At 70.2% G+C, this 14,982-nt stretch carries 16 protein-coding genes; 5 read left to right on the top strand and 11 right to left on the bottom strand.

Going from position 1 to position 14,982, the window contains the following annotated elements; genetic code table 11:
* Positions 1-5 precede the first annotated feature (5 nt).
* The 10 genes from LH076_RS04420 to LH076_RS04375 are packed head-to-tail and all read right to left on the bottom strand — an operon-like array spanning position 6 to position 9,232.
* Complete coding sequence (locus tag LH076_RS04420; RefSeq protein ID WP_227782789.1) at positions 6-566, bottom strand: histidine phosphatase family protein; 561 nt, start codon at positions 564-566, stop codon at positions 6-8.
* Positions 526-1,443, bottom strand: coding sequence for a sulfotransferase family protein (locus LH076_RS04415; protein ID WP_227782788.1), 918 nt, complete (start codon positions 1,441-1,443; stop codon positions 526-528). The genes LH076_RS04420 and LH076_RS04415 overlap by 41 nt, the downstream gene beginning before the upstream one ends.
* A gap of 33 nt (positions 1,444-1,476) precedes the next feature.
* Positions 1,477-2,301, bottom strand: coding sequence for an SDR family oxidoreductase (locus LH076_RS04410; protein WP_227782787.1), 825 nt, complete (start codon positions 2,299-2,301; stop codon positions 1,477-1,479).
* A complete protein-coding gene (locus LH076_RS04405; RefSeq protein ID WP_227782786.1) occupies positions 2,298-3,347 on the bottom strand; it encodes a MaoC family dehydratase in 1,050 nt (349 codons plus the stop codon). Before LH076_RS04405 ends, LH076_RS04410 begins: the two co-directional genes overlap by 4 nt.
* A 43-nt stretch (positions 3,348-3,390) precedes the next feature.
* Positions 3,391-4,278 carry a glycosyltransferase family 2 protein gene (locus LH076_RS04400; RefSeq protein ID WP_227782785.1) on the bottom strand — a complete coding sequence of 296 codons (888 nt, stop codon included), beginning with the start codon at positions 4,276-4,278 and terminating at the stop codon, positions 3,391-3,393.
* A gap of 7 nt (positions 4,279-4,285) precedes the next feature.
* Entirely contained in the window at positions 4,286-5,410 is a 1,125-nt protein-coding gene (locus tag LH076_RS04395) for a hypothetical protein (RefSeq protein WP_227782784.1), read from the bottom strand.
* Positions 5,407-6,345, bottom strand: coding sequence for a glycosyltransferase family 2 protein (locus LH076_RS04390; protein ID WP_227782783.1), 939 nt, complete (start codon positions 6,343-6,345; stop codon positions 5,407-5,409). Before LH076_RS04390 ends, LH076_RS04395 begins: the two co-directional genes overlap by 4 nt.
* Entirely contained in the window at positions 6,342-7,274 is a 933-nt protein-coding gene (locus tag LH076_RS04385; protein ID WP_227782782.1) for a hypothetical protein, read from the bottom strand. Before LH076_RS04385 ends, LH076_RS04390 begins: the two co-directional genes overlap by 4 nt.
* The gene (locus tag LH076_RS04380) at positions 7,267-8,016 is read right to left on the bottom strand and encodes a sulfotransferase (RefSeq protein WP_227782781.1); all 750 of its coding nucleotides are present in this window, start codon (positions 8,014-8,016) and stop codon (positions 7,267-7,269) included. Before LH076_RS04380 ends, LH076_RS04385 begins: the two co-directional genes overlap by 8 nt.
* 22 nt (positions 8,017-8,038) lie before the next feature.
* The gene (locus tag LH076_RS04375) at positions 8,039-9,232 is read right to left on the bottom strand and encodes an acyl-CoA dehydrogenase family protein (RefSeq protein ID WP_227782780.1); all 1,194 of its coding nucleotides are present in this window, start codon (positions 9,230-9,232) and stop codon (positions 8,039-8,041) included.
* Positions 9,233-9,336: 104 nt separating this feature from the next.
* Here LH076_RS04375 and LH076_RS04370 point away from each other — a divergent pair, with 104 nt between their 5' ends.
* On the top strand, positions 9,337-10,437 hold the full coding sequence (locus tag LH076_RS04370; protein ID WP_227782779.1) for an endonuclease/exonuclease/phosphatase family protein: 1,101 nt from the start codon (positions 9,337-9,339) through the stop codon (positions 10,435-10,437).
* Between the two features lie 15 nt (positions 10,438-10,452).
* Here the strand turns inward: LH076_RS04370 and LH076_RS04365 are convergent, their stop codons facing one another.
* Positions 10,453-11,547 carry an endonuclease/exonuclease/phosphatase family protein gene (locus LH076_RS04365; RefSeq protein ID WP_227782778.1) on the bottom strand — a complete coding sequence of 365 codons (1,095 nt, stop codon included), beginning with the start codon at positions 11,545-11,547 and terminating at the stop codon, positions 10,453-10,455.
* Positions 11,548-11,620: 73 nt separating this feature from the next.
* Here LH076_RS04365 and LH076_RS04360 point away from each other — a divergent pair, with 73 nt between their 5' ends.
* The 4 genes from LH076_RS04360 to LH076_RS04345 are packed head-to-tail and all read left to right on the top strand — an operon-like array spanning position 11,621 to position 14,974.
* Positions 11,621-12,886, top strand: a complete 1,266-nt coding sequence (locus LH076_RS04360) for a magnesium transporter MgtE N-terminal domain-containing protein (protein WP_227782777.1) — start codon at positions 11,621-11,623, stop codon at positions 12,884-12,886.
* A gap of 19 nt (positions 12,887-12,905) precedes the next feature.
* Positions 12,906-13,433, top strand: a complete 528-nt coding sequence (locus LH076_RS04355; protein ID WP_227783570.1) for a DUF1003 domain-containing protein — start codon at positions 12,906-12,908, stop codon at positions 13,431-13,433.
* 11 nt (positions 13,434-13,444) lie between these two features.
* On the top strand, positions 13,445-14,617 hold the full coding sequence (locus tag LH076_RS04350) for an Mrp/NBP35 family ATP-binding protein (RefSeq protein ID WP_227782776.1): 1,173 nt from the start codon (positions 13,445-13,447) through the stop codon (positions 14,615-14,617).
* 15 nt (positions 14,618-14,632) lie between these two features.
* Positions 14,633-14,974, top strand: coding sequence for a sec-independent translocase (locus LH076_RS04345; RefSeq protein ID WP_321573729.1), 342 nt, complete (start codon positions 14,633-14,635; stop codon positions 14,972-14,974).
* The last annotated feature ends 8 nt before the right edge of the window (positions 14,975-14,982 follow it).

The raw sequence follows: 14,982 nt of genomic DNA, 5'->3' as shown, positions 1-14,982 counted from the left end.
TCCAGTCAGGAATTCCAGCGAAGGATCACCGGTTGCTCGCGCTCGGCGCCCAGCACCGAGAGCGTGGAGGTGTCGAGCCGCCACAGCCGTCCCTCCGAGACCGGCAGCCCGAGCCAGCGGGCGGTGAGTGCACGCAGGCAGTGGCCGTGGGCGAAGACCAGCGCGGTGCCGTCGGTCGCACGCACCCGCGCGACGACCCGGTCGAGCCGCTCGGTCAGGGCCTCAGCACTCTCCCCGCCCGGCGTGACGCCAGTCCAGATCGTCCACTCAGGATCGGTCTCGCGGATGACGTCGGTCGTCACACCCTCGTAGTCGCCGTAGTCCCACTCGACGAGGTCCTCATCGACCACCGCATCCGGGAAGCCCGCGAGCATGGCCGTGTTGCGGGCGCGCTGCCGCGGCGAGGTCAGCACGAGGTCGTACGTCGTCCCCTCCAGGCGACGCGCCAGGGAGCGCGCCATCTCGACACCCGAGGGCAGCAGCGGCAGGTCCGTGCGGCTGGTGTGCCGCCCGGCCTCCGACCACTCAGTCGCGCCGTGACGGACGAGGTGCAGCGTTGCGCTCACGTCGTTTCCTCTCGCGGTTGAGGGCGCGCTGCCATTCGGGCACAGTGGCGGGATCTGCCACCCACGGCCCGGGCTCGCCGGAGCTGTGTGCGTGCTTGGTGATCAGCGCCTCGCGGTCGGACCAGGCGGGCAGGCTGCGGCCGAGATGGCTCTCCACCCAGGCGACCTCGTCCCGGTAGATCTCGACGAGAGCGGCGATCTCGGCCTCGGTGACGGGGTCGTGCGCTGCGCGGAACTCCTTGACCCAGCTCTTGTCGTGCACCCGCGCGTGGACGTCGATCACGTCCCAGAACTCGGGCACGTCGACGCGGGCACCGAGCACGGTCAATGCCTGTCGCAGGAAGGCGTCGGGGTCACTGACGAGGTCGTCGTAGAGCAGGACGTGCACGCGTTCGGCGCCGAGCTCGCCGGCCCACTGTGCGTAGTGGCGGCTGTAGAAGCCCAGGTCGACGATTCCCCAGTGGGCGGGCGCCCGGAGGATCCCGGTGGTGGACGGATCGAACCGGCCGCGGGAGAACTGGTGCCAGTAGGACGAGACCGCGCGCGAGACCGGATCGCGCAGGATCACGATCACCTGGGCCTCCGGGTCGAGGTGCTCGGCCACCCGGCGCGCGACGTTGATGCCGCCCTTCGGTCCCCACACCGGGTCAGGGGCCCAGAAGTAGTGCGGGGTCGACTCGCCGCGGAACCGCTCGGACCGACCCGCCCAGTGCCGGAGGTAGTCGTCCCAGCCCTCGTGGAACCGCGCCTCGGGAGTGCGGAGGTGGTTGAGCTCCTTCGGCTTCGACATCGCGAAGTCGGGGTGCTCGGCGAGCATGCTGTGGAGCCAGGTCGTCCCGGCCTTCTGCACGCCCGCGATCAGGAGGTTGGGAGTCATGGTCCGCCGAGTCTAGCGAGGGCGGGAGGCCGCTCAGGAGTGGGTGATCCGCCTGTTGACCTCACGCACCACGAAGCTCGGGCCGAGGTCGGCCAGCGTCTGGAAGATGCGTGCTGGAGCACCGACGGCGGTGTGCACCTTCGGCGGCCGCAGCCTTCCGAGCAGGCCGCGCGGCGGCTGCGCCATCGCGAGGATCTGGTCGGCGACGTCGGCCGGCGTGAGGTTCACGCCGAGCGTGTCCGTGCTGCCGATGTGGAGGCCCTCGGTCATCGCCGTGTCCACGAAGAGCGGCCAGACGCCCTGCACCCGGATGCCCTCCTTGCGCCACTCGAGCTCGAGCGCCTCGGTGAGCCCGCGGACGGCGAACTTGGAGGCGCTGTACGCCGCCAGCTCGGCCTGTCCGTAGATCGCGCTCGCACTGCACAGGTTGATCACGCCCGACCCGGGGGTCGCCGCGAGATGCGGGTGGGCGGCATAGCAGCCGTTGATCACGCCGTCGACGTTGATCGCGATCGTCGCGTGGTGCGCGGCGATCGGCAGGTCGGCGAAGCGACCCCCGCGCAGGATGCCCGCGTTGTTGACCAGCAGGTCGAGTCGTCCGCCGGCCGCGGCCACGAACTCGGCGACGATGACCTCCCACTGCTCGATCGAGGTGACGTCGAGTCGGCCCGCGACGGCCGACCCGGGTCGCTCGGCGTTGAGCTCGTCGGCGAGGCGCTCGGCGCCGGCGGCGTCGATGTCGTAGATGCCGACGAACCAGCCGGCGGCGGCGAAGCGCCGGACGGTGGCAGCGCCGATGCCGTTGGCCGAGCCGGAGACCAGGACGGCGCGGGTGCCTGGGGCGGGGCTCGCGCTCATCGAGGCACCAACGTCCACAGGTCGAGGTCGAGCAGCACGCCGTCGGCGTACTTCCCCTCCTCGTTGCGGAGGGTCATGGACTCGTCGCGACCGCGGGTGGCGACCAGCCGGAGCCGCAGCGCACCCACGCCGGGAGCGGACGTCTCTGCCTTCTCGAGCACCTCGGACCACGCGTAGACGGTGTCACCGGCGAAGGCCGGGGCCACGTGCGAGCCCGCGTTGATCGCGGCGATCAGCTGGGCGTTCGCCAACCCGTTGAAGCTCAGAGCCCTTGCCAGGCTGATGATGTGACCGCCGTACACGAGGTTGCGGCCGTCGGGGCGGGCCTCCTTGTTGAAGTGCACCTTGGCGGTGTTCTGCCACAACCGGGTCGCCTGCTGGTGCTCGGACTCGGTGAGGGTGACGCCGTCGACGTGGTCGATCCTCTCCCCCACCTCGTAGTCGTCGAAGCGGTGCGCCTCGCCGGCGGCGGCGAAGTCGTACGCCGTGAAGTCGAGGCCGTCGGGGATGACGAGCTCCTTCGGGTCGACCACGGAGGCGAGCTCCGGGATCACCGTCTCCGGGGCGGCGGCCTCGGCATCCCGCTTGTGCACCATCACCCACCGCGCCCACTCGAGCGCCGTCTCTCCGGCCTGGTTGACGGCGGTGGATCGGACGTAGACGACGCCGCTCCTGCCGTTGGAGTTCTGCTTGAGCCCGATGACCTCGGAGCTCGTGGAGAGCGTCTCCCCGGGAAGCACGGGCTGGTGGAAGCGGCACTCGGCGTAGCCGAGGTTGGCCACCGCGTTGAGGGAGATGTCGGGGACGGTCTTGCCGAACGCGATGTGGAAGGCGATCAGGTCCTCGACCGGGTGCGCCCGGAGGCCCACGGAGGCCGCGAACGCAGCGGACGACGGGATCGCGAAACGCGTCGGGTAGATCGAGCCGTACACCGCGCGGTCGCCCTCGGTGACCGTGCGCGGCGTCGCATGCTGGATCACCTGCCCGATCGCGAAGTCCTCGAAGAAGTTGCCACTGTCCGTCTTGGACGCAGAGGTCGTGCTCACGGGCTGCCTTTCCATTCGATTACTCGCCAGTAACCTAGCGGCTTCAGACCAGGCCGCGGAAGCGGTCCGGCAGTCGGACGAGCTCGCCCTCCTGCATCTCGACCAGCTCGCGCAGGCCGGTGGTCTCCCACGCCTCGCCGCGCTGGTGGACCAGTCCGGAGACGTCGAGGGAGGCCAGATCGAGCTCGTGCGGCTCGGGCCGGTCGGCCAGCACCGCCTCGAGCTCCGCGACCAGCTCGTCGCCCGACTTCGCCCAGGCGCTCTTCGGCCCCAGCCCGGTGGAGGCGTGGATCGCCCGGCGACGGTCGCCGGTCGTGCGGAGCAGGTCGGCGTCGGCGTACTTGAGGTGGAGGAGGAGCGCGTCGGCGGACGGGGCGAAGCGGGTGTTGATGCCGTGCGAGGCGAAGCGCCAGCCGGCCGGGACCCGCTTGATCGACGGCTTCGAGAGGCGTGGGATCACGAAGCCGTTGCGGCGCTGCTCGAGGACCGGCCGGGCGGGGTCGAGCGGCGCTTCCGCGGACGGGCCGACAAAGCGGTGGACCAGGTTGAAGCCGATCCCTGCGATGACGTCATCCCGGCGGCGGGAGACCAGATCGACCAGGCCCTCGTAGCGGGAGGGGTCCGGTAGCAGGAACTCGTCACAGTCGGTGAAGAGCACGGCATCGTGCGTGCGCAGCAGGTCCGTCGCGACCGAGCTGAGGTAGCGCATCCGGCCGCGCTCGAACTCCACCTCGCCGAGGTCGGGGTCGCGGATCACCCGGCACGGCAGGTCGTCCGTCGAGCCGTCGGTCGAGCCGTGGTCGACGACGACGAGCTGGTCGGCGCCGAGCTGGTCGCCGTAGTAGGCCAACCAGCGCGGCAGCATCTCGGCCTCGTCGCGCACCATCGTCAGGGCGGCGATCCGAGCCGTACGCCGACGGAACCAGCTCATCGGCGCCTCACCGCAGCCATCGGCGGCGGCGCGGCTTCTCCGCCTCGGCCGACGCCCGGCCCTGGGCGTGCCCTTGGGCGCGGATCCGCTCGACCCGGCCGCTCGTGTAGACGGCGAAGTCGGCGACGAGCTTCACCGCGGCCTCGGCCACCTCCTCGGTCGTGGGAACGACGAGAGGCTTCGCGACCCCCTCGCGGGGCAGCAGCCCGTCGAGGTCGCCGTGGACGACGTACGCACGCGAGCGGAGCTCGTCGATGGAGCGCTGCGCATATTCGGTGACCCAGCCGAGCTCCTCCGGCGGCAGCGTGAACCGAGCGCTCGCCTGAGTGGGCAGGGAGCCGAGCACGAACGGGTAGCGGACGTTGCGGCCGTAGTCGCGGACGAAGTCGGGGAGGCGGTCGCCGAGGGCGAGGTTGACCCGGCGCCACACCTCGGCCTCGACAACGCCGTAGGAGGAGTTGAGGGCACGCGTCGGGCGCTCGATGACCGAGTCGTCGAAGCCGACGGCCTCCCCCATCATCCGGAAGACGCCGTCGGGGTCCACTTTGAACGGCGGCACGGAGATGACGTGGGTGCGCTCGGCCGGCACGAGCCCGGCCCACGCGTCGAGGATGCGGCCCGGGTCCTGGCGGCGCCAGTACCGCTCGGCCCACTCCCCTCCCGAACCATCGCTGTGGCGTCGTACGTCGCCAAGGAACTCCGGGTAGGTGAGCGTCATCCGGTGCTTGATGAACTGCTGGTACTCGCTGGGGATCTGGTCGGCCCAGCCCCGCATGGTGAGGACGAGGTGGACCTCGAGGTCGGCCTCGGAGGCCAGCTCGACGATGCGTGCCGCCTGGGAGGGACCGACCTCCGCGAGGTCCTCGTTGGTCACCAGCAGGAGGTCGCCGGGCGTCTCCCGCAAGCGTGCGGGCACCCCGGCCAGCAAGGCCTCGTCGACGGCGCCGTCGAAGGCATCGACCGGTCGCCAGCCGAGCGGACGCAGCAGTCCGTCGAGGTGGGCGCCCCGGGTGCGGAACGGCAGCCCGACACCGGCCGCCGCCATCGCCTCGACCGAGTTCCAGATCCCGGCCTGGAGAGAGGAGGTGCCGGACTTGCTGGTCCCGAGATGGACGAAGAGCGGGCGCGTCACAGCGAGGATCCTAGTGTCGGGATCGCGACCACCGGCCCCCGGGCGAGGGCTTGGAGCTGGCCCTCGCGGGGCGGTCGCCAGACTCCGTCCTGCTCGGTGACGAGGGCGTCGAGGTCGAGCGTCTCCGGCGCGAGAGCGGGCAGCTCAGCCGCGTTGACGCCGGCGACCGCGCGGTCGAGCGCGGCGACGATGTCGTCGGCCTCGGACTCCCAGCTCGAGCCGCGTGCGCGGCCCTGGGTGCGGAAGGCGTCGTGGCGTCGGGCAGCCATCGTGGCGAGCCGGTCGCGGTCGGCGAACTTCAGGTGGAGCAGGAACAGCCCGGGGTCGACCGCGTACGGGGCACGCAGCGCATGCGAGGCCCTCGCCCAGGCGGCCTCGGTCCGCTTGAGCACCGGCTTGCACATCAGCGGCGTGAAGACCGCCCCGGCGCGCTGTGCCAGGAGCGGCTGGTCGAGGTCCAGCGGCGGCTCCCCTGGAAGGTGCACGACGTTGAGGCCCAGCGGTCCGAGCGCGGCCGGCCAGCCGCGGGTGGCGAGCAGCGCCGAGAGCGTCGGATAGTCCGGGCCGAGCGCAAGGAACTCGTCGGCATCGAGGAAGACGACGTAGTCGTGCACGACCAGCAGCGCCTCCGCGAACTTGCTCACGAGCGTCATCCGGGTCCGCTCGAAGGGCAGCCCGTCGAGGTCGGGCAGGTGGTGGACGGTGCACCCCAGTCCGTCCGTCGATCCGTCGACGCTGTGGTCGTCGAGGACCACGACCGCCTCGAGCCCGACGAGACCCGCGTGATGCTCCACCCACCGGCGCAGCATCGCGCCCTCGTCGCGGGCCATGGTCAGGGCCGCGATCCGCGCACTGCCCCCGCGTGGCTCGTACGCCGCCGGCTCGGTCGTCTCCGCCTCCTGGCCCGGCTTCGCCGACCGCCCGAAGAGCCTCATCGCGCACCCCGCAGGAGCCGGCCGGGGACCGACCGTGCCTCGAGGTCGGCGAGATCGCCGACGATCCGGACACCGGTCGCGGCGATCACCTGCTGCTGCTCGCGGGCCAGTGCCTGCACCCACCGGCGAGCACGGAACCCGATCGCCTGCTCACCGGGGCGTCGCGCGGACAGCACTCCCTTGGCGAGGGGGAACTTCACCAGGCGGGAGTAGTCCGACGCCGAGAGGCCGACCGGCTCGAGGGCGAGGTTGACCCGACGCAGCACCTCGGCGGCCTCGGCGCTGAGCGACTCGTTGGACGAGGGCACCGGCGCGGCCGCAGCGGGGTCGATGCCGGCGGCCTCGCAGAACCGCTGCCAGAGCAGCTCGCGGTCGGCCCCGGGCGGTGGCAGCGTCACGACGGTGGTCGCGTCCACACCGACGAGGCCGGCCCACTTGGCCACGACGGAACCGGCGTCCTGCTCGTTCCAGAAGCTGGTGCGACCGGCCCGTCGGCGTACGTCGGTCACGTAGTCGGCGAAGGTGTGGGACCGGCCGTTCTTGAGCGACTCCTGCCACATCGAGGGGACGGTGCGGCCGAGGTCGCGGACGGTGACCACCGCCTCCACCCGTGAGCTCGGGAAGGACTCCACGACCCGGGCGAGCTTGGCTGCCGGCGAGGGCGTGAGCCACTCCATCGAGACGATCGCGGTCCCCGGGTGGGCGTCGATCTCCGCGACCAGGCGGTGCCAGGCGCCGGTGGCCATCGGCTCCTGTCCGGTACCGCGGCCGAGAGCGTCGCCGACCGCGTCCACCTGGACCCGCCACTCCGGGCCGGGGAAGAGGACGCCGGCTGCGGCCAGGGGGTCGGCGGCGGAGCCGAGACGGCGCTGGAGGTAGCTCGTGCCGGACTTCATCAGTCCGACGTGGAGGACGACCCGTTCAGCCACGCGAGTCGGCCCGCGACTTGCCGAAGGGCGCGGGCCCGTGCCCGACGGCGAGCGTCGCCCGGAGCTCGGCGAGGAGCTCGTCGCTGCAGCCGCCGGTGACGAAGGTGGCGAGCCCGCGCAACTGCGCGTCGGAGGCGGCGACGTCGTCGCCCGTGATCACCTCGTACGACGTGTCGAAGACCCGTTCGGAGCGGGTCTCGCGGAGGAACGCCTGGATCTCCTGGACCCGGGCGGTGGCGGAGACCGCATGGTCGGGGTCGCGCTTCTGCCAGAAGCCCGAGCCCAGTGCGTCGGAGACGTTGCGGGTGTTGAGCACGTACTTCGCGCCGGGGAAGACGAGGTCGAACCAGTCGAAGAAGGCCGCGGTGTCCGCCTCCTCGATCTGGTGCCAGAGCACCTCCTTGAACCCGAGGCGGTCGATGCCGCGCGGGTCCTGCTTGCCGAGGAGCACCTCGGTCGAGAGCGCCCGCACATGACGGGCGAAGCGCTCCGGGGTCAGCGCGCGGACGCCGTAGAAGGCGCTGACCGGTTTCCCCGGCCGATGCTTGGCATGCCGCTCGGCGAAGGCGGTCGCGGCCGACGTACCGGCGAAGAAGCCGCCGAGGAAGAAGCCGTTCTCGCCCCGGACCAGCGTGCGCGGAAGGGTGTTGAGCAGTCCCTGGATCAGGGTCGAGCCGGACCGGCCGAACGTGACGACGAAGACGAACTCGGGCTCACGGGGTCGGCGGAAGCGGTCGAACACGGCCACCACCCTCCCATAGAACTCAGAGCTTGTAGTCCTTGAGCAGCGAGCGCCCGATGATCATCTTCTGGATGTCCGAGGTGCCCTCACCGATGAGCATGAACTTGACCTCACGCATGAGCCGCTCGATCTCGTACTCCTTGGAGTAGCCGTAACCGCCGTGGATCCGGAAGGAGTCCTCGACGACCTCGTTGGCGAACTCCGAGGCCAGCATCTTGGCCATGCCGGCCTCGACGTCCATCCGCTTCCCGGTGTCCTTGAGGCGCGCCGCGCGGACCATCATCGCGTGGATCGTCTCGACCTTGGTCGCCATCTCCGCGAGGCGGAAGAGGACGGCCTGGTGGTCGGCGATGACCTTGCCGAAGGTCTTGCGCTGCTGGGCGTAGTTGATGCCGAGCTCGAAGCCGCGGATCGCCAGGCCACAGGCGCGGGCGGCGACGTTGACCCGGCCGACCTCGACGCCGTCCATCATCTGGAAGAAGCCCTTGCCCGGCGTGCCGCCGAGGATCTGGTCGGCGCTGATCTGGTGACCCTCGAGGATGAGCTCGGTCGTCTCCACGCCCTTGTAGCCCATCTTGTCGAGCTTGCCGGGGACGGTGACACCCTGGGCGGTCTCCCCGAAGCCGGGCTCCTTCTCCACGAGGAAGGTGGTCATGTTCTTGTAGACCGACTCGGCGCCCTCGTCGGTCTTCGTGAGCAGCGCGACCAGCGTCGACGTGCCGCCGTTGGTGAGCCACATCTTCTGGCCGGTGATCGAGTAGGAGCCGTCCTCCTGCTTGGTGGCCTTGGTGCTCACGGCGGAGACGTCGGAGCCGAGGCCCGGCTCGGACATCGAGAAGGCGCCACGGATCTCACCGGTCGCCATGCCGGGGAGGTACTTCTGCTTCTGTTCGTCCGTGCCGTGCTGCATCAGCAGGTAGGCCACGATGAAGTGCGTGTTGATGACGCCGCTGACGCTCATCCAGCCGCGGGCGATCTCCTCGACCACAAGGGCGTAGGTCAGCAGCGACTCACCGAGACCGCCGAACTCCTCGGGGATCGTCAGACCGAAGACGCCGAGCTCCTTGAGCCCGTCGACGATCTCCTGCGGGTAGGTGTCGGAGTGCTCGAGCTCCTGGGCCGCCGGGATGATCTTGTCCTCCACGAACTGGTGGACCGCCGACAGGATGTCCTGCTGGATGTCGGTGAGACCTTCGGTCTGGGCAAGGCGTCCCATGGGTGGCTCCTCTGTGTCGGTGACGGCAACCGTGCGGATGTTACTCGCTAGTAGCCAAGAGGGCGAGTGGGATACCCGACACGCCCGGTCGTAGCATCCCGGGCATGGGGCGACATGCGGGCGAGCGACCGCGGCCCCGGAGAAGCAGGCCTCGGCGCGATGCCGCCGTCGCCGTCGTACTGCTGGTCGCGGCCCTCGTCGCGGGCGCGTTCGCCGTCCTCCGCACGACGGACGACACCCCGTCCGCTGTGCCCGAGGGCCGCTCCGCATCCCCGTCGGCCACGGCAGGCCCGATGCCGCTGGTGCCCGGCGTCCGCTTCACCACCCGGATCTACACCCTCGCCGAGCTCAAGCCCATGTATGCCAAGAAGGGCATGACCCTCGTCAGTGGTGACCCGAGCAAGCCGACGACGTTCGTCTCCGCCTCCTACAACGTGCTCGGCTCCAGCCATGCCAAGGACGGACCCGGCCGTGCCGGACGCGGTGGAGCGCTGCTGCGGGCCAAGGGCGTGAGCGTGGTCGGCCTGCAGGAGTTCCAGTCGAACCAGCACGGCTCGCTGTTGTCGGCCGGTGGCTTCGTGTCCTATCCCGAGGGCGGCGGGCTCGACGGCGAGAACGCGATCGCGTGGGACCCCGACGTGTGGACGCTGGTCGAGGGCCAGATGCAGTCGATCCCCTATTTCTTCGGCAAGGGCCGCAACATGCCGGTCGTGCTGCTGCGCAACAAGGAGACCGGCCGACTGGTCTGGTGGATGAACGTGCACAACCCGGCCGACGTCTTCGGCTGCAAGTGCGGCGGCTTCCGCTCCGCGGCGATCAGCAAGGAGATCGCGAGGATCAACGCGCTGCACGCCGACGGCACGCCGGTCTTCTTCACCGGTGACCTCAACGACCGCAGCGCCGTCGTCTGCCGGATCGCCGTCGGAGCGCACATGACGTCCTCGGACGGCTCGCACTCCACCGGCGGATCGTGCCGACCCTCAGGGAGCCTCTGGATCGACTGGATCTGGGGCAGCGACGACCAGGTCACCTTCTCGGACTACAACCGCGACTACCGCACCCGGAACAGCCCCCGGATGTCTGACCACCCGATGATCACCGCGACCACGACGATCGCCCCCGCGAAGGCCGACGACTCCTGCGAGAGCTACAAGCGTCACCAGACGACCTACTGGTTCTGCCCGGACCCGACGCTCAAGAACTGACCGCCGACTGACGGCTCAGGGGACGATCGCCGTCGCGGAGTAGACAGGGTGATCGGTCGCGAGCCGGGTCAACTGGCTGCGGTCCCGGACATACCCCGCCCAGGTCATGCCCGGCGTGCCGAGGATCCAGTCGATCGTCGTCGGACGCGGACCGACGCACGACGTACCACTGACGGTGCCGGGGTTGGGGAAGGTGACGCCCAGGCCCGAGCCGACCATGGAGCAGTAGAACTCGTCCTTGGAGTTCATATCCCCCATCAGCACGACCGGTGTGCCGTCGGCATGCAGCTGGCGGATGGCAGCGATCTCCTTCTGCACCGCCTCCTCGCGCCAGCGGTCGTTGTTGCCTCCACAGACCGCGCAGTTGGTCGCCGGATTGTGCACGCTGATGAACCAGACCTCGCGCCCCGTGCTGCGGTCACGCAGCAGCGCGACGGGCGAGCGGAAGGCGCTGCCGTGGAAGTAGGGGATGGTCAGGGAGGTCCCCTTGACCAGCTCCCACTTCTTCTTGAGGTAGCCGATCGAGTTGCGCCCGTCCGCTCCCCCACCGCCCGCCTCCGGCCACAGTCCCCAGACCGGCCCGACGAGCTTGGTGAAGAGCTTCGCCTGCGGGGTCTCGTACTCCTGGAAGCCGACGACGTCGGCCTTGTGCGCGGCGAGGACCTGGATCGCGTAGTTCATCCGCAGGCTGTAGGACGTCTTGATCCGGGAGTCGCCGCGCTTGGTGGTGTGGGAGGCGCCCAGCACGTTGAAGGTCGCGACCCGGAAGACCAGAGGGAGGGCGGCGTTCTCCTGGGCCTTCGCCGCCAGGGAGGACAGCGCCTTGCTCGGGTCGGCCTGCTGCGGGACCTGCGGACCACGGATCCCGGTCGAGGCACCCGACGGCAGGGCAGTCGCCGAGGGCAGCGCCGGCGGCGTGGTGGCCGTGGGCGTCGGGCCATCGGTGGAGTGCTGGATGCTGGCGGAGCCGCTCGGGGAGGGCGACGGCGTCACGCGTGACTCCGAGTCGCGGTGCCGGAGCGCGATCTGCACGAGCACGAGAGAGCCGACCAGGAGCACGATCGCGCCGATCACGGCGATGTCGACCAGCCGGCTACGGGGCGTGCTCACATTCACTCCTGCCACATCGCGATCAGGGCCTGCCTGCCAGCCCTTCGGGAGCCTAACCACTAGCCTCAGCACAGTGAGCACCACACCGTCGCGCGTCTTCGTCGCCCGCCTCGTCGGGCTGCCGATCTACGACCCCCTCGGTGAACAGGTGGGCAAGGTCCGGGACCTCGTGGTGAGCGTCCGGGCCGAAGGCAGCCAGCCGCGTGTGCTCGGAATGATCGCCGAGGTCTTCGGTCGTCGTCGGATCTTCGTACCGATGACCCGCGTGACGAGCATCGACACCGGTCAGGTCTTCATCACGGGCCTGCTCAACATGCGCCGCTTCGAGCAGCGCTCGACCGAGACCCTCGTGATCGGCCAGATGTTCGACCGACAGGTGACGATCAACTCCAACGGCGTCACCGGCACCGTCTACGACGTCGCCATGGAGCAGGCCCGGAACCGCGACTGGGTGCTCTCCCGCGTCGCCGTGCAGGAGCCCGCCAAGAAGTTCGGCAGAGGGGGCCTGCGGCGTCGCGGCCAGACCCATGTCGTGGAGTGGCACGACGTCACCGGCCTCGCCCAGCGCTCTGCCTCCCAGCCGGCCACCCAGCTCGTGCACGCCATCAACGAGATGCGGCCTGCCGACGCCGCCCAGATGCTGCACGACCTGCCGCGCGAGCGCCGCCACCAGGTCGTCGCGAGCCTCGACGACGAGCGCCTGGCCGAGGTGCTCGAGGAGCTGCCCGACGACGAGCAGGTCGAGATCCTGGAAGGCCTCGACTCCGAGCGTGCCGCCGACGTCCTCGAGGAGATGAGCCCTGAGGACGCCGCCGACCTGATGAACGAGCTCCCGCCCGAGACGGCCGCCCAGTTGCTGGAGCTGATGGAGCCCGACGAGGCCGAGGACGTCAAGCGCCTCATGTCCTACGAGGAGGACACCGCGGGCGCCATGATGACGCCCGAGCCGGTCATCCTCGGTCCGGACGCGACCATCGCCGACGCCTTGGCGCATGTCCGCAACCCCGAGCTCACCCCTGCCCTCGCCGCGCTCGTCTACATCTGCCGCCCGCCCCTCGAGGCACCCACCGGCAAGTTCCTGGGCGTCGCGCACATCCAGCGACTCCTGCGCGAACCTCCGTCGACCCTCGTCGCGGGCGCGCTCGACAGCTCCTTGGAGCCGTTGCGCCCGGAGAGCACCCTCGACGAGGTCGCGGCCCACCTGGCGACGTACAACCTCGTCGCGGCCCCCGTGGTCGACGAGGACGGGCGTCTCGTCGGCGCGGTGAGCGTCGACGACCTGCTCGACCACATGCTTCCCGACGACTGGCGCGACAAGGCGGTGAGGTCCCATGGCTAACAGGTCTCTGGACAAGGCGATGGCCTCCGCCAAGGAGTCCGCGCCCCGTCCCCGCCTCGATACTCCGCGCGAGGTCAAGCGGCCGCTCATGCAGCGGCCGACCTTCCGCGCCGACGCGTTCGGCGTCTTCGCCGAGAAGTTCGCGCGCTACATGGGCACCGCGCGCTTCCTGCTCTGGATGACCGCGTTCGTCATCACCTGGGTGATCGTCAACCTGACGCCGCTCAAGTTCGACGACTACCCCTTCATCTTCCTGACCCTCGTGCTGTCCCTGCAGGCGTCGTACGCCGCCCCTCTCATCCTCCTCGCGCAGAACCGCCAGGAGGACCGGGACCGCGTCATCGCTGAGCAGGACCGCCGGGTCAACGCCCAGGCACAGGCCGACATGGAGTTCCTCGCCCGTGAGGTCGCCTCCCTCCGGATGGCGCTCGGCGAGGTCGCGACCCGCGACTTCGTCCGCTCCGAGCTCCGCTCGCTGCTCTCCGATCTGGAGGAGCGCGACGACGAGCGAGACGCCGACGAGGGCAACGACGGTCCCGCCGCGTAGGCTTGTCCTTTGTGAGTACGGCGAGCACCACCCTTCTCGAGCGCGTCCAGGCTGCACTGGCGACCGTCAACGATCCGGAGATCAAGCGTCCGATCACCGAGCTCGGCATGGTCGAGTCCGTGACGGTCTCCGAGGCCGGTGTCGTCGACACCAAGGTGCTGCTGACCGTCGCCGGCTGCCCGCTCAAGGACACGATCAACCGCGACGTCAACGCCGCTGTCGGCGCCGTCCCCGGTGTCACGTCGGTCAACCTCGAGCTGGGCGTCATGTCGGATGAGCAGCGCTCGGAGATGCGCAACATGCTCTCCGGCGGTGCCGCACAGCGTGAGATCCCCTTCGCCCAGCCGGGCTCGCTGACCCGCGTCTTCGCGATCGCGTCCGGCAAGGGCGGCGTCGGCAAGTCCTCCACCACGGTCAACCTGGCCGTCGCCATGGCGAAGCAGGGCCTCAAGGTCGGTGTCGTCGACGCCGACATCTACGGCCACTCGATCCCCGCCATGCTCGGTGTCGCGGACTCCCGCCCGACCCAGGTCGACGACCTGATCATGCCCGTCCCGACCCCGTCGGGCGTCTCGGTGATCTCGATCGGCATGCTCAAGCCCCGCCGCGACCAGGTCATCGCCTGGCGCGGCCCGATGCTCGACCGCGCCCTGCGTCAGATGCTCGCCGACGTCTACTGGGGTGACCTCGACGCCCTCCTCCTCGACATGCCTCCCGGCACCGGTGACACTGCCATCTCGCTGGGTCAGTACCTCCCCAACGCCGAGGTGGTCGTCGTGACCACCCCGCAGGAGGCCGCCGCCGAGGTCGCCGAGCGCGCCGGCACGATGGCCGAGATGATGCACCAGCGCGTCGTCGGCGTCATCGAGAACATGGCCTACCTCCCCTGCCCGCACTGCACGGCTGAGGGCAAGGAGCACCGGATCGAGATCTTCGGCACCGGCGGCGGCGAGCGCGTCGCGGCGACGCTCTCCCAGCGCTTCGGTGCCGACGTGCCGCTGCTGGGCCAGATCCCGCTCGAGATGTCGCTCCGCGAGGGCGGCGACGCGGGCAAGCCCGTCATCGAGGCGGACCCCACCGCCCCCGCCGCCGTCGAGATCAACCGGGTCGCAGAGAAGCTCACCGGACGTGGCCGAGGCTTGGCAGGTCTTCAGCTGGGTCTCACCCCCACCTCGAAGTTCTAGCCCTAGAGTTCACCCGTGTTCGGAATCGGGCTGCCTGAGCTGGCAGTGATCGCCTTCGTGGCGATCCTCGTGTTCGGGCCCGACAAGCTGCCGGAGTTCGCCAAGCAGGCAGGCCGTTTCGTCCGCGAGGCCAAGAAGTTCGCCGACGGTGCGCGCGACCAGCTCCGCGAGGAGCTGGGCCCGGAGTACGCCGACCTCGAGCTGACCGACCTCGACCCGCGCACCTTCGTCCGCAAGCAGATCAGCCAGCTCGCTGCCGAGGACGTCGGCGTCGACGGCCCGCTGAAGCAGGGCACTCCCCGCCAGCGCCCGCTCCGCCCCGGCGAGCTCCCGCCGTACGACGACCAGTCCACCTGACGCCGAGT

This window comes from Nocardioides sp. Kera G14, from assembly GCF_020715565.1.
Taxonomy (GTDB): domain Bacteria; phylum Actinomycetota; class Actinomycetes; order Propionibacteriales; family Nocardioidaceae; genus Nocardioides.
The sequence above is the reverse complement of the archived record's forward strand: the minus strand, read 5'-3'. Positions and strand labels throughout refer to the sequence as shown.

Excerpts from the sequence above, each read along its gene's own strand:
- LH076_RS04400 (WP_227782785.1), bottom strand. The coding sequence starts at position 4,278 with ATGAGCTGGTTCCGTCGGCGTACGGCTCGGATCGCCGCCCTGACGATG.
- LH076_RS04390 (WP_227782783.1), bottom strand. The coding sequence starts at position 6,345 with ATGAGGCTCTTCGGGCGGTCGGCGAAGCCGGGCCAGGAGGCGGAGACG.
- LH076_RS04355 (WP_227783570.1), top strand. The coding sequence starts at position 12,906 with ATGGCCTCCGCCAAGGAGTCCGCGCCCCGTCCCCGCCTCGATACTCCG.
- LH076_RS04415 (WP_227782788.1), bottom strand. The coding sequence starts at position 1,443 with ATGACTCCCAACCTCCTGATCGCGGGCGTGCAGAAGGCCGGGACGACC.
- LH076_RS04375 (WP_227782780.1), bottom strand. The coding sequence starts at position 9,232 with ATGGGACGCCTTGCCCAGACCGAAGGTCTCACCGACATCCAGCAGGAC.
- LH076_RS04370 (WP_227782779.1), top strand. The coding sequence starts at position 9,337 with ATGGGGCGACATGCGGGCGAGCGACCGCGGCCCCGGAGAAGCAGGCCT.
- LH076_RS04410 (WP_227782787.1), bottom strand. The coding sequence starts at position 2,301 with ATGAGCGCGAGCCCCGCCCCAGGCACCCGCGCCGTCCTGGTCTCCGGC.